Origin of the sequence: Pseudomonas sp. NFACC24-1, from assembly GCF_900115235.1 — a bacterium.
Taxonomy (GTDB): Bacteria; Pseudomonadota; Gammaproteobacteria; order Pseudomonadales; family Pseudomonadaceae; genus Aquipseudomonas; species Aquipseudomonas fluorescens_AA.
The window spans coordinates 1-12,485 of sequence record NZ_FOVS01000016.1 but is presented as its reverse complement, the minus strand read 5'-3'; the positions used below and the strand labels follow the sequence as shown (position 1 = coordinate 12,485).

General features: G+C 61.6%; 11 protein-coding genes and 1 tRNA gene. 8 read left to right on the top strand and 4 right to left on the bottom strand.

Annotation, left to right across the window (positions count from 1 at the left end; translation table 11 throughout):
• The first annotated feature begins 126 nt into the window (after window positions 1-126).
• Both BM317_RS16135 and pdeM read left to right on the top strand, forming a co-directional pair.
• The gene (locus tag BM317_RS16135; RefSeq protein WP_092165942.1) at window positions 127-2,613 is read left to right on the top strand and encodes a ligase-associated DNA damage response DEXH box helicase; all 2,487 of its coding nucleotides are present in this window, start codon (window positions 127-129) and stop codon (window positions 2,611-2,613) included.
• On the top strand, window positions 2,613-3,269 hold the full coding sequence (pdeM, locus tag BM317_RS16130; protein WP_092475139.1) for a ligase-associated DNA damage response endonuclease PdeM: 657 nt from the start codon (window positions 2,613-2,615) through the stop codon (window positions 3,267-3,269). The genes BM317_RS16135 and pdeM overlap by 1 nt, the downstream gene beginning before the upstream one ends.
• Window positions 3,270-3,305: 36 nt before the next feature.
• On the opposite strand, the gene BM317_RS16125 is transcribed toward pdeM, so the two are convergent.
• Both BM317_RS16125 and dcd read right to left on the bottom strand, forming a co-directional pair.
• Window positions 3,306-3,512 (bottom strand): hypothetical protein, encoded by a 207-nt coding sequence (locus BM317_RS16125; protein ID WP_041022879.1) that lies wholly within the window; start codon window positions 3,510-3,512, stop codon window positions 3,306-3,308.
• Between the two features lie 103 nt (window positions 3,513-3,615).
• Window positions 3,616-4,182, bottom strand: a complete 567-nt coding sequence (gene dcd, locus BM317_RS16120) for a dCTP deaminase (protein ID WP_003184751.1) — start codon at window positions 4,180-4,182, stop codon at window positions 3,616-3,618.
• Window positions 4,183-4,536: 354 nt separating this feature from the next.
• Between dcd and BM317_RS16115 the strand changes: the two genes are divergently transcribed.
• Window positions 4,537-4,746, top strand: coding sequence for a cold-shock protein (locus tag BM317_RS16115; protein ID WP_002554837.1), 210 nt, complete (start codon window positions 4,537-4,539; stop codon window positions 4,744-4,746).
• Between the two features lie 199 nt (window positions 4,747-4,945).
• Here BM317_RS16115 and BM317_RS16110 read toward each other — a convergent pair whose 3' ends face one another.
• Window positions 4,946-5,953 (bottom strand): DUF481 domain-containing protein, encoded by a 1,008-nt coding sequence (locus BM317_RS16110; RefSeq protein WP_092165938.1) that lies wholly within the window; start codon window positions 5,951-5,953, stop codon window positions 4,946-4,948.
• 158 nt (window positions 5,954-6,111) lie between these two features.
• On the opposite strand from BM317_RS16110, the gene BM317_RS16105 reads away from it, so the two are divergent.
• From BM317_RS16105 to BM317_RS16090, 4 genes are all read left to right on the top strand, one after another.
• Window positions 6,112-6,465, top strand: coding sequence for an MGMT family protein (locus BM317_RS16105; protein WP_092475136.1), 354 nt, complete (start codon window positions 6,112-6,114; stop codon window positions 6,463-6,465).
• Window positions 6,466-6,509: 44 nt separating this feature from the next.
• Window positions 6,510-8,069, top strand: a complete 1,560-nt coding sequence (locus BM317_RS16100; RefSeq protein ID WP_072409564.1) for an AmpG family muropeptide MFS transporter — start codon at window positions 6,510-6,512, stop codon at window positions 8,067-8,069.
• Between the two features lie 129 nt (window positions 8,070-8,198).
• Window positions 8,199-9,914, top strand: a complete 1,716-nt coding sequence (locus BM317_RS16095; RefSeq protein ID WP_092475133.1) for a proline--tRNA ligase — start codon at window positions 8,199-8,201, stop codon at window positions 9,912-9,914.
• Window positions 9,915-9,931: 17 nt separating this feature from the next.
• The gene (locus tag BM317_RS16090) at window positions 9,932-10,885 is read left to right on the top strand and encodes a hypothetical protein (RefSeq protein WP_092475130.1); all 954 of its coding nucleotides are present in this window, start codon (window positions 9,932-9,934) and stop codon (window positions 10,883-10,885) included.
• 183 nt (window positions 10,886-11,068) lie between these two features.
• Here BM317_RS16090 and dinB read toward each other — a convergent pair whose 3' ends face one another.
• Entirely contained in the window at window positions 11,069-12,130 is a 1,062-nt protein-coding gene (gene dinB, locus BM317_RS16085; protein WP_072409558.1) for a DNA polymerase IV, read from the bottom strand.
• Window positions 12,131-12,412: 282 nt separating this feature from the next.
• On the opposite strand from dinB, the gene BM317_RS16080 reads away from it, so the two are divergent.
• Window positions 12,413-12,485 (top strand) — tRNA-Met (locus BM317_RS16080).

Here is a 12,485-nt window from a genome sequence, read left to right as displayed (position 1 = left end):
AGTCGATCACCTCGGTGCGTCTGGCAAATTATTCTTGAGCTTTTTTGGGGCGCCACAGGGTTTTTAAAACCTTTCGTATCCCGCCGTGGTCACTGAAGAAGGACTTTCAGGGCGCACGCGGCAGGCATGGGGACATCCAACAACTTCGCAAACCAGTGGTTCGGCGCCCGCGGCTGGAAGCCGTTTGCCTTTCAGAAGCAGGTATGGGCCGCGGTCAAGCGGGGGGAGTCCGGGCTGTTGCACGCCAGCACCGGTGCCGGCAAGACCTATGCCGTGTGGTTTGCCGCCCTCAACCGTTTCGCCCGCTCGGCACCGCCGCCGGACAAACCGCGCAAACGCAAGCCGCCGGCCGAACCGCTGACGGTCCTGTGGATCACGCCGATGCGCGCATTGGCGGCCGACACCGGCAAAGCCCTCGAAGCGCCCCTGGCAGACCTGCAAGTGCCGTGGAGTGTCGGTCTGCGCACGGGCGACACCAGCGCCAGCGAGCGCGCCCGCCAGGGCCGTCGCCTGCCCACCGCGCTGATCACCACGCCCGAAAGCCTGACCCTGATGCTCGCCCGGGCCGATGCGCAAGCTGCCGTTTCGACCCTGCGCATGGTGGTGGTGGATGAATGGCACGAATTGCTCGGCAACAAACGTGGCGTGCAGTTGCAACTGGCCCTGGCGCGCTTGCGGCACTGGCATCCCGGACTCATTGTCTGGGGCGTGTCCGCAACCCTCGGTAACCAAGCCCATGCCGAGCAGGTGTTGATCCCGCAAGGCAACGGGATCAGTGTGCAGGGGGCCAACAGCAAGGCGCTGCAAGTCGACACACTGCTGCCCCCGGCCCTCGAACGTTTCCCGTGGGCTGGGCACATCGGCCTGAAGATGCTGCCCCAGGTCGTTGCCGAAATCGACGCCAGCCGCAGTTGCCTGGTCTTCACCAACACCCGGGCACAGTCGGAAATCTGGTATCAGGCGCTTCTTGAGGCGAGACCCGACTGGGCCGGGCTGATCGCCCTGCACCATAGCTCGCTGTCGCGTGACACCCGGGATTGGGTGGAACAGGCCTTGAAGGATGGCCAGCTCAAAGCGGTGGTCTGCACCTCCAGCCTGGACCTGGGGGTGGACTTCCTGCCGGTGGAACGGGTGCTGCAGATCGGCTCGGCCAAGGGGGTGGCGCGGCTGATGCAACGGGCCGGGCGCTCTGGCCACGCACCCGGGCGGACCTCACGGGTGACGCTGGTGCCGACCCATAGCCTGGAGTTGATCGAGGCCGCCGCCGCGCAGGACGCCGTGGCCCAGCGGCGCATCGAACCTCGCGAATCGCCGCACAAGCCGCTGGATGTCCTGGTGCAGCACCTGGTGAGCATCGCCCTGGGCGGCGGCTTTGCGCCCGACGCATTGTTCAAGGAGGTGCGGGGAGCCTGGGCCTACCGCGACCTCAACCCGGCCGAATGGGCCTGGGCCCTGGCCTTTGTGCGCCACGGCGGCCTGTCATTGACCGCCTACCCCGATTACCGACGGGTCGAACCGGACGAACACGGGGTCTGGCGCGTGCCCGATGCCCGCCTGGCCCGGCGTCACCGCATGAGCATCGGTACCATCGTCAGCGATGCCAGCCTGCAATTGAAGTTCTGGAGCAAGGGCGGCGGCGGCAAGACCCTGGGCAGCGTCGAGGAAGGCTTCATCGCTCGCCTGCGACCCGGCGACGGTTTCCTGTTCGCCGGGCGACTGCTGGAATTGGTCCGGGTCGAAGACATGACCGCCTATGTGCGACGCAGCCAGGCCAAGAAGGCCGCTGTGCCACGCTGGAACGGCGGGCGCATGCCACTTTCCAGCGAACTGGCCGCCGCCGTCGTGGCCCGTTTGAGCGAAGCCGCCGCGGGCCGCTTCGAGGGCCCGGAGATGCAAGCCGTGCAGCCCCTGCTGTTGACCCAGCAACGTTGGTCCGGTTTGCCCACGCAGCATACCTTGCTGGCCGAAGCCCTCAAGTCCCGGGAAGGCTGGCATCTGTTTCTGTACCCGTTTTCCGGACGCCAGGTGCATCTGGGCCTGGCCAGCCTGCTGGCCTGGCGCGTCAGTCGGCAACAGCCGCTGACGTTTTCCATCGCGGTCAATGACTACGGCCTGGAACTGCTCAGCGCCACGGCAGTGGATTGGTCGCACTACCTGACCCCGAGCCTGCTGAGCGTCGATCACCTGCTGGCCGACGTGCTCGCGAGCCTGAATGCCGGGGAACTGGCCCTGCGGCGCTTCCGCGAAATCGCCCGGATCGCCGGACTGGTCTTCGCCGGCTACCCCGGTGCGCCGAAAAGCACCCGGCAAGTCCAGGCCTCCAGCGGGTTGTTCTTCCAAGTGTTCAAACAATACGACGCCGACAATCTGTTGCTGGCCCAGGCCGGCGACGAAGTCTTGCGTGAAGAATTGGATATCCGTCGACTGGAGCAGACCTTGCAGCGCCTCAATACCCTGAAGCTGGACCTGCACATGATCAAACGCCCCACCCCACTGGGGTTCCCGCTGCTGGTGGAGCGGTTCCGGGAAAGCATGAGTTCGGAAAAACTCGCCGACCGCATCCGGCGGATGGTCAGTGAACTGGAAAAGACTGCCGATCGCGGTGACGCCTGATGCCAGCGCCGTATCCTGTCAGCCTGGCCGGCGAAGCGCTCTGGTTGCTCCCGGAAAAAGCCTTGTATTGGCCCGCCCAGGAAACCTTGATGGTGGCCGACGTTCATTTCGGCAAAGCCGCCGCTTATCGCCGCCTCGGGCAACCGGTGCCCCACGGCACCACCGCCAGCAACATCGCGGCGCTGGATGCATTACTGGCCAACCTGGCGTGTCGACAGTTGATCTTTCTCGGAGATTTTCTCCACGGTCCAGGCTCCCATGCGCCCGGCACCTTGAAGGCACTTTCCGATTGGCGTGAGCGACATCCGCACCTGGCCATGACGCTGATTCGTGGCAACCACGACAAACGCGCCGGCGACCCACCTCCAGCGCTGAACATTCGCGTCGTACCGGAGCCGTTGCTACTGGGCCCTTTCGCCGTGCAACACGAGCCAACTCCCCACCCCAGCCGCCACGTGTTGGCCGGCCACGTGCACCCGGTCTACCACCTGAGCGGCAAAGGCCGGCAACGCCTGCGCCTGGCTTGCTTTCGGCTGGGCAGCGAGATCAGCCTGCTGCCGGCCTTTGGCGCGTTCACGGGGGGTTATCGAGTCGAGCAAGACCGCGATTGCAGGATTTTTGTCATCGGCGATAACGAAATATGGCCCGTCAACTGAAGCGCTCTGCGCTACCGATGGCGGGCCATCGTCTCATCAGGCGACAGGCGCAGGAGGCGGCTCGTCCGGCAGGGTGGGTTCGCCGGGTTCGGTAGGCTGTTCGTTGGGCGTATCGGGATCGGGCTGGCCGGGGATGCCGCCTGCCGCTTCGGCAGGATGGGCCAGCAATGACCAGGCCATGACGCCGATCTGATTGGGCTCAAGCCTTGCCAGTTCGGCACTGATTCGCGGATCGATCTTCATAGAGCAACTCCTGAGCGAAGGCCCGCTGCGCTGACGCAAAAAAACGGGCAGTACACGCAATAGAGTGTCTGCCCGCTCAGGAATTCCAAACAGCTCGTCAGATTCAGGTCCGCGGCAGCGTCACGCCACGCTGGCCCTGGTATTTGCCGCCACGATCCTTGTAGGAGACTTCGCATTCTTCATCGGATTCAAGGAACAGCATCTGCGCCACACCCTCGTTGGCGTAGATTTTCGCCGGCAGGGTCGTGGTATTGGAGAATTCCAGGGTCACGTGGCCTTCCCACTCGGGTTCCAGCGGTGTGACGTTGACGATGATGCCGCAACGGGCGTAGGTGCTCTTGCCCAGGCAGATGGTCAGCACGTTGCGCGGAATGCGGAAGTATTCGACGGTGCGGGCCAGGGCGAAGGAGTTCGGCGGGATGATGCAAACGTCGCTCTTGACGTCGACGAAGCTCTTCTCGTCGAAGTTCTTCGGGTCGACGGTGGCCGAATTGATGTTGGTGAACACCTTGAATTCGTCGGCGCAGCGCACGTCGTAGCCGTAGCTGGAGACACCGAAGGAGATCAGCCGGTCGGCGCCTTCGCCACGCATCTGGCGCTCGACGAAGGGCTCGATCATGCCGTGCTCTTGCGCCATGCGGCGAATCCACTTGTCCGATTTGATGCTCATGGCGGTTTCCTGAAATAGCGAGGTGGAAAAAATACGTCCGGCATCTTACCGGGGCACGGGGCCGGGTTCAAAGCGCGGCACGCAAATCTCGCCGATCCACCTTGATTTCCGGGTCCTGCCGGCCATCGCCCGCGCCGTCAGTCACCAATTAAGAGAAACCTTCGCAAAGACCATTGGCACATTCTGGAAAAAGGGTTAAGGTGGCGCCACTGTGTTGCTTGTGTCACTGAGAATCTCTACACGATATGTTGAATTTCGATCCAACCATCTACAAGAATTTTTCCTGCTCTTTGCACTCAGTCTCGGCCAGGGTTCTTCCTGAGTCGCAGTTATCTTTGTTCAAGGAGTTACACCATGTCTAATCGCCAAACCGGTACCGTTAAGTGGTTCAACGATGAAAAAGGCTTCGGCTTCATCACCCCACAATCCGGTGACGACCTGTTCGTTCACTTCAAAGCTATCCAATCCGACGGCTTCAAAAGCCTGAAAGAAGGCCAACAGGTTTCTTTCATCGCTACCCGCGGTCAGAAAGGCATGCAAGCTGAAGAAGTTCAAGTTATCTAACTTGCACTTGCTTTAGTAAAAGGCCCCGCCCTCAAAAGCGGGGCTTTTTTGTGCCCGTCAGTTTTTGCCAGCGCACAAAAAACTGTGGGAGCGAGCTTGCTCGCGATAACGGTGGATCAGCAACATCAACGTTGGCTGACAGACCGCTATCGCGAGCAAGCTCGCTCCCACAGGTGTGTGTGTGAGTGGTGAGCCCGAATTACCAGGTCACGCCGAAGCCAGCCGTGTACCGCGTCTTGCTCAAGTCACTGTCTTCAGTGCCCTCGATGACATCTTTCTCAGCCTTGAGATTGAGCGAAGCCCAGTCAGTGACCTTGTAGCGCAGCCCCACTTCAGCGTCGTAGGCGTAATCCGCCACGTCGGACAGGGGTTTGCCCACTTCGCCGTTGGTGAAGAACTCGACGCGCTTGCCGATCAGGTAGCGGTTGTAGTCCCACTTCATGGCCACGGAATAGAAGTTGTCCTTGCCGCCGTCGCGGTACTCATAATCGGTGCGGTTGAGCAGCGAGCCCAGGGAGAAGGCTCCCAGCTCGTCATCCCAGAACTGGTAGCCCGGACCGGTACCCACGACGCGCTGGCGGGCCAGGTCTTCGACTTTGTCACGCTTGTAGTTCAGGCGACCTTGCCAGAACCATTTATCCGTCAGGAACCGGTCGAGGGAATACTCCAGGCGCCAGTTGTCAGCGGAAACCACGTCATCCTGGAATTCACGGTTGTATTCGCCTTCGGCGGTGTGTCGCCATCTGCCATGGCGCGCCGAAGTCTTGAAGTCGATGTCGTAATCATCGGTATCGTTTTCCGCCCGCTGATAATCCAGCGCGGCATCGATATTGCCTTTCCACACCAGGTCCTCGACCACCGGCTTGGGCTTGAGGATCTGCTGGATACTGGCCAGTTCGACGGTCTTGGGCGCATCACCGTTGGCCAGGGTGACCTTGCCGTCCTCGGCCGCCTGCAGCGCCTTGGCCTTCTCGCCGGTGTAGGCATCTTGCTTGACCAGCAATTGCTGGTCGCTTTCGAGGGTCTTGACCTGCTTCCAGTCAATGGGGATCGCACCGGCGTAATCAGTCTGGATCAGCAACTTGCCGCCATCGAAAACGGTGATTTTACCGGTCAGCTTGTCACCGTTCTTCAACCAGACGGTATCGGCAAGCAAGGGCATGGAGGCGCTGGTAACAGCTAGGCACAACAGGGTTCTAGACAACATAAGCGATAATGGGCTCAAGTTTTCAGTGAAAAGGCGGCATTATCCCCCAGGATGACACCTCAGCAACGACTGACCTGCATATAGATGATGAGTTCATTTCTCAACCAGCCTTGTAGGAATTAATCTACGGACGGCCATCCCATCCAGGAACCCTTTACGTGACTGACACACCCGCGGATACCGAGAACGCCGCCCAAGTCCGCCGCACGACCCTTTACCTGACCCTGGCCCAAGTGCCGGCGGGCAAAGTCGTCACCTATGGCCAACTCGCCGAAATGGCCGGCCTGGGACGTGCGGCACGCTGGGTCGGGCGAAGTCTCAGCCAGTTGCCAAACGACACCAAGCTGCCCTGGCACCGGGTATTGGGTGCCGGTGGTCGGATCAGCCTGCCGGCGGGCAGCGCCTCAGGGGACGAACAGCGCGCACGCCTGCGCATGGAAGGCATCAGTGTCCTGAACAATCGTGTTGATATTCAGCGCCATGGCTGGCGCCCGGTAGAGCACAGCGGTTAGAGTGCGCGCTTTGTTTTCGCAATTTTTGAGGCAGACTCCAGCCCATGCCCCGTAAAACCTGGCGCGCCGCCCTCGCCGCCTATGCCAGTCCCTCAACGCTCGTGCTGTTGCTGCTTGGCTTCGCCGCCGGCTTGCCATACATGCTGGTGTTTTCCACGCTTTCAGTCTGGTTGCGCGAAGCCGGCGTGGCCCGCGAAACCATCGGCTACGCGAGCCTGATCGGCCTGGCATACGCTTTTAAATGGGTCTGGTCGCCACTGCTCGACCAATGGCGCCTGCCACTGCTGGGCAAACTGGGGCGCCGTCGCTCATGGCTGGTGCTCTCCCAGGCTTTGGTGATCCTCGGCCTGATCGGCATGGGTTTCTGTGATCCACAAAAACACCTGTCATGGTTGATCGCCATCGCCGTGATCGTGGCCTTCGCCTCCGCGACGCAGGACATCGCCGTCGACGCCTATCGCCTGGAGATCGCCGACGACACCCGCCAGGCCGCCCTCGCCGCCAGCTACATGTCCGGTTACCGCATCGCCGCGCTACTGGCCACCGCCGGAGCCCTGTTCTTCGCCGAAGGCTTTGGCTCCACCGGTTTCAACTACAAACATTCGGCATGGGCCGGTACTTACCTGTTGTTCGGCGTGCTGATGGTCCCGGCGCTCCTCACCTCGCTGTTCATGCGCGAGCCGCCGGTGCCGCTGCGTACCCAATTGCAGGCCGGACGCTACACGTTCGTTCATCAGTTGGCGTCGGTATTCGTGCTGATCGTGCTGCTGGTCTCCGTCCCGGCGATGTTCACCCAGCTGTTCAACACCGACTTCGCCAGCGTGCTGTTCGAGGGCGTCAGCCTGCTCGACCTGCTGCTCGAAGACCGCGCCTTCCTGCGAGCCATCCTCTATACCATCCTGACCGCCCTGTGCCTGTCGGCCATGGGTCGGCGCGGACTGGCGCCGGTTCTGACGCCGATCAACGATTTCATCCTGCGTTATCGCTGGCAGGCCCTACTGCTGCTCGGACTGATCGCAACCTATCGGATGTCCGACACGGTCATGGGCGTCATGGCCAACGTGTTCTACATCGACCAAGGGTTCACCAAGGACCAGATCGCCAGCGTCAGCAAGATTTTCGGGCTGATCATGACCCTCGTCGGCGCCGGCATGGGCGGCCTGCTGATCGTACGTTTCGGCATCCTGCCCATCCTGTTCATCGGCGGGGTCGCCTCGGCCGCCACCAACATCCTCTTCCTGATGCTGACCGACATGGGCGCCAACCTGAAGATGTTGATTGTCACCATCTCCCTGGACAACTTCAGTTCCGGCCTGGCCACTTCGGCGTTCGTCGCCTACCTGTCGAGCCTCACCAACCTGAAATTCTCCGCCACCCAATACGCCCTGCTCAGCTCGATCATGCTGTTGCTGCCGCGCTTGATCGGTGGTTACTCAGGGGTGATGGTGGAAAAGTTCGGCTACCACAATTTCTTCCTGATCACCGCCCTGCTGGGCGTGCCAACCCTGCTGCTGATCGCCTTGCACTGGTTCCAGGAGAACCGTCGCCAGGATTCGACACCCACCGAGGAACCGGCGCCCACCCGGCCCGCGGAAGAGTCGTAGGAAACTTCAGCAAACGCCGGGGAAACCGGCGTACGCACCTGGCGACCGGCCACGCGCCTGTACGCCAGGGCATCTCGCCCGTACAATGCTCCGTCACTTCTCGTCATCAGCAACCGACAACGGCCAACCATGCGCACCAGTCAATATTTGCTCGCCACACAGAAAGAAACGCCTTCCGACGCCGTCGTGATCAGCCATCAGTTGATGCTGCGTGCCGGCATGATCCGCAAACTCGCCTCGGGTCTGTACACCTGGCTGCCGATGGGCCTGCGAGTCATGCGCAAGGTGGAAGCCATCGTTCGTGAAGAGATGGACGCCGCTGGCGCCCTGGAAGTATTGATGCCGGGCACCCAACCGGCCGAGCTGTGGCAGGAATCGGGGCGCTGGGAAGAATACGGCCCTGAGCTGCTGCGCATCAAAGACCGTCACGGTCGCGACTTCTGTGCAGGCCCGACCCACGAAGAAGTGATCACCGACCTGATGCGCAACGAGTTGAGCAGCTACAAGCAGCTGCCGATCAACCTGTACCAGATCCAGACCAAGTTCCGTGACGAGATCCGTCCACGCTTCGGCCTGATGCGCGGTCGCGAATTCATCATGAAGGACGCCTACTCGTTCCATGCCGACCTGGCTTCGCTGCAGGTCACCTATGACCGCATGCACCAGGCGTATTGCAACGTGTTCACCCGCCTGGGCCTGAAATTCCGTCCGGTTGAAGCCGACAACGGTTCCATCGGTGGTGCAGGTTCCCACGAGTTCCACGTACTGGCCGAGTCCGGCGAAGACGACATCGTCTTCAGCAACGGCTCCGACTACGCCGCGAACATCGAGAAGGCCGAAGCCGTGCCTCGGGAAACGTCCCGCGCCGCACCGACCGAAGAGCTGCGCCTGGTGGACACGCCGAACGCCAAGACCATTGCCCAGTTGGTGGAAGGCTACAACCTGCCGATCGAGCGCACCATCAAGACCCTGATCGTGCGGGCGGAAGAAGCCGGCAAGCTGATTGCCCTGATCGTCCGTGGCGACCACGAACTGAATGAAATCAAGGCCGCCAACCAGCCAGGCGTCGCCAGCCCGCTGGTCATGGCCACCGAAGCCGACCTGCGCGACGCCATTGGCGCCGGTGCCGGCTCCCTCGGCCCATTGAACCTGCCACTGCCGATCATCATCGACCGTTCGGTAGCATTGATGAGCGACTTCGCCATCGGCGCCAACATCGACGACAAGCACTACTTCGGCGTGAACTGGGAACGCGACCTGCCGGTTCCGACCGTCGCGGACCTGCGCAACGTCGTGACCGGCGACCCGAGCCCCGATGGCAAGGGCACCCTGGAAATCAAGCGGGGCATCGAAGTCGGGCACATCTTCCAGCTGGGCAACAAGTACAGCAAGGCGATGAAGTGCGAAGTGCTGGGCGAGAACGGCAAGCCGGTCACCCTGGAAATGGGTTGCTACGGCATCGGTGTTTCCCGCGTGGTGGCCGCCGCCATCGAGCAGAACAACGACGACAAAGGCATCATCTGGAGCGACACGCTGGCGCCGTTCCAGGTGGCCCTGGTGCCGCTGCGCTATGAAACCGACCTGGTGCGTGAAGCCACCGACAAGCTCTACGCCGAACTGACGGCCGCCGGCTTCGAAGTGCTGCTGGACGACCGTGACAAGAAAACCAGCCCCGGCATCAAGTTCGCGGACATGGAACTGATCGGCATCCCTCACCGGATCGTCGTCAGTGATCGTGGCCTGGCCGAAGGCAACCTGGAATACAAGAGCCGCACCGAAGCCGAGCCGCAAGCGCTGCCGGTCGCCGACGTGCTGTCGTTCCTCCAGGCCCGTATCCGCCGCTGACACCAGATAGAGACGTCATGTTCAAGCGAAACACCTTAGGCCTCGGTGGCGCCGCCCTGTGCGGCGCCCTGCTGGTCAGCGGCTGTGCCAACCAAATGTCACAACGCAGCGAGCACGAAGAGCGGGTCGAGCGCAAATTGCTCGACCACAGCCTGCAAATCGACGTGGGCGAACCCAAGGTGCTCGACCTGCCGCAGCGTCGGGTGCGCATCAATGAGCAGAAAACCTTCGAAGTCACCGAGTTCGAGGTTACCCGCCATTACGACCGCTACACACCGTACCAACCCTGGCGGGAGATCTACGAGATCCCCCTGGGCGCGGTGGCCGTGGTGGCCGGTGTCGGTGCGAACGTGGTCAATGTGTTCGCCCTCGGCAACCTGCCGGACACGGCGACCCGTGACTGGATCAGCTACGGTTTCGCCGGGCTCAACCCGTTCATGAACGTCCCCTCCCACGGCCGTGCCCAGCAGAACCTGGCAGGCATCGACGAAGTCCAGCGCGACAAGCGCACGGAACACTCGAGCCTGCCCTGGAGCGAACGCCCGGTGGAGGTCAAGGCCGCCCGGCAGACTTTCGAGCTGAGCACTGACCGTAATGGCGTGCTGCGCTTGAACCTGCTGGAAAGCCCGTTCGCCGAGCAGGACCTGAGCCAGTTCGGCAAATTGCAGATCAGCGTGACGGATGCCCAGGACGAAGTGCACACCGACTCATCCCTGAGCATCAGCAGTACCTTGCGCAGCAAACTGGTGGAAGCTCATGCGCTGATCTACGACGACCTGGAAGACGACGAGGTGAGCCAGTGGGTTCATCGGGTCAAGCGCCTGTCGGAGCTGGGACTTGAAGAAGAGGCCAGCGAACTGGAACAGAGCCTGATCGAACTGACGCGCAACGATCCGGAGTTGCAGACCGAGTTCATGAAAGCCCTGACCAAGGATGGCGGGCGGTTGGTGGCGGATCCGGGGGCTCACTGAAATCCCCTTTGCTCCCACTGGACCTGTAGGAGCTGTCGAGCGAAGCGAGGCTGCGATCTTTCCCCGGACACTTGAGCCTCAAGCGAAAGATCAAAAGATCGCAGCCTTCGGCAGCTCCTACAGCCCCAGCGGGAGCAAGCTCCCTCGCCACAAGAGCAAGACAAGGCATTCAGCCAAGCAGTCTCACCGCTCGAACAACTCCAACTGCTCGAACCCTCCCCGCAAATCCTCCAGCCGCACCCCGATTCCCAATAACCGCACCGGCTTGCCGCCCCGGTTGAACGCCTGGGTCAACAGCAACTGATAACTGCCCAGGTCCCGCCCTGCCCCGGCCTGTTCCAGCGTGGTCTGGGTGAAGTCGTGGAACTTCACTTTGACGAACGGCTTGCCCGGTCGATAACTGCTGTCGATCCGCGCCATGCGCCCTTTGAGGGTTTCCATCAGTTCCGGCAGTTTGTCGAGACAACTCACCAGGTCGGGCAAGTCGACGTCGTAGGTGTTTTCCACACTGATGGACTGCCGTCGGCTGTCGTTGTGCACCAGACGCTCATCGATCCCACGGGCCAGGCTCCAGAGCCGCTCACCGAAACTGCCGAATTCGCGCACCAGCGCCAGCTTGTCCCATTGACGCAATTGCAGGCAATCGACGATACCAAGCCGGTTCAGCTTCTCGGCGGTGACCTTGCCTACACCGTGGAGCTTGCTGACCGGCAGGGCCGAGACAAAGTCCTCGACCTGGTCCGGGGTGATGACGAACAATCCGTTGGGCTTTTTCCAGTCACTGGCGATCTTGGCCAGGAACTTGTTCGGCGCGACGCCGGCGGACACGGTGATGTGCAACTGGTTGGAAACGCGTCGGCGAATGTCCTGGGCAATGCGGGTGGCGCTGCCGCCGAAATGGGCACTGGCAGAGACGTCGAGGTAGGCCTCGTCCAGGGACAGCGGCTCGATCAGGTCGGTGTAATCGCTGAAAATCGTATGAATTTCCTTCGACGCTTCCCGATAGGCCTCCATCCGTGGCTTGACGATGGTGAGGTCCGGACAGAGCTTCAAGGCGTGGCCGGAAGACATGGCCGAGCGCACGCCGTAGGCCCGCGCTTCGTAGTTGCAAGTGGCAATCACCCCCCGCCGATCCGCCGAGCCCCCCACCGCCATGGGCTTGCCGGCCAGCCGCGGATCATCGCGCATCTCGATAGCGGCATAGAAACAGTCACAGTCGACATGGATGATTTTACGTTGCGTCATAGAAGAACAGGGTTTGGGACGAATCGGGCCACCAGTATCGCATCGGTACCTGTATATAGCACCAGTAGTTTGAAAGATCCTTCGTGGGACTTCGAAAACGCCTACACAAATTTACTTCTTCAATCGCAAAGCTCCCTCCAATAGAGCCTCAGCCCTTGCCAGGCCTGCGTCACAGCGCTGTCACAATGCCCACACGCAAGGCTAAGCGCTTGAAGCGGAACAGGTTTTTGTGACGCGGGGGTTGACAGCGGCTCGATCCTCTGTAGAATGCCGCCACACAGACGCGGGATGGAGCAGTCTGGTAGCTCGTCGGGCTCATAACCCGAAGGTCGTCGGTTCAAATCCGGCTCCCGCA

Excerpts from the sequence above, each read along its gene's own strand:
- BM317_RS16135 (WP_092165942.1), top strand. The coding sequence starts at position 127 with ATGGGGACATCCAACAACTTCGCAAACCAGTGGTTCGGCGCCCGCGGC.
- pdeM (WP_092475139.1), top strand. The coding sequence starts at position 2,613 with ATGCCAGCGCCGTATCCTGTCAGCCTGGCCGGCGAAGCGCTCTGGTTG.
- BM317_RS16125 (WP_041022879.1), bottom strand. The coding sequence starts at position 3,512 with ATGAAGATCGATCCGCGAATCAGTGCCGAACTGGCAAGGCTTGAGCCC.
- dcd (WP_003184751.1), bottom strand. The coding sequence starts at position 4,182 with ATGAGCATCAAATCGGACAAGTGGATTCGCCGCATGGCGCAAGAGCAC.
- BM317_RS16115 (WP_002554837.1), top strand. The coding sequence starts at position 4,537 with ATGTCTAATCGCCAAACCGGTACCGTTAAGTGGTTCAACGATGAAAAA.
- BM317_RS16110 (WP_092165938.1), bottom strand. The coding sequence starts at position 5,953 with ATGTTGTCTAGAACCCTGTTGTGCCTAGCTGTTACCAGCGCCTCCATG.
- BM317_RS16100 (WP_072409564.1), top strand. The coding sequence starts at position 6,510 with ATGCCCCGTAAAACCTGGCGCGCCGCCCTCGCCGCCTATGCCAGTCCC.
- BM317_RS16095 (WP_092475133.1), top strand. The coding sequence starts at position 8,199 with ATGCGCACCAGTCAATATTTGCTCGCCACACAGAAAGAAACGCCTTCC.
- BM317_RS16090 (WP_092475130.1), top strand. The coding sequence starts at position 9,932 with ATGTTCAAGCGAAACACCTTAGGCCTCGGTGGCGCCGCCCTGTGCGGC.
- dinB (WP_072409558.1), bottom strand. The coding sequence starts at position 12,130 with ATGACGCAACGTAAAATCATCCATGTCGACTGTGACTGTTTCTATGCC.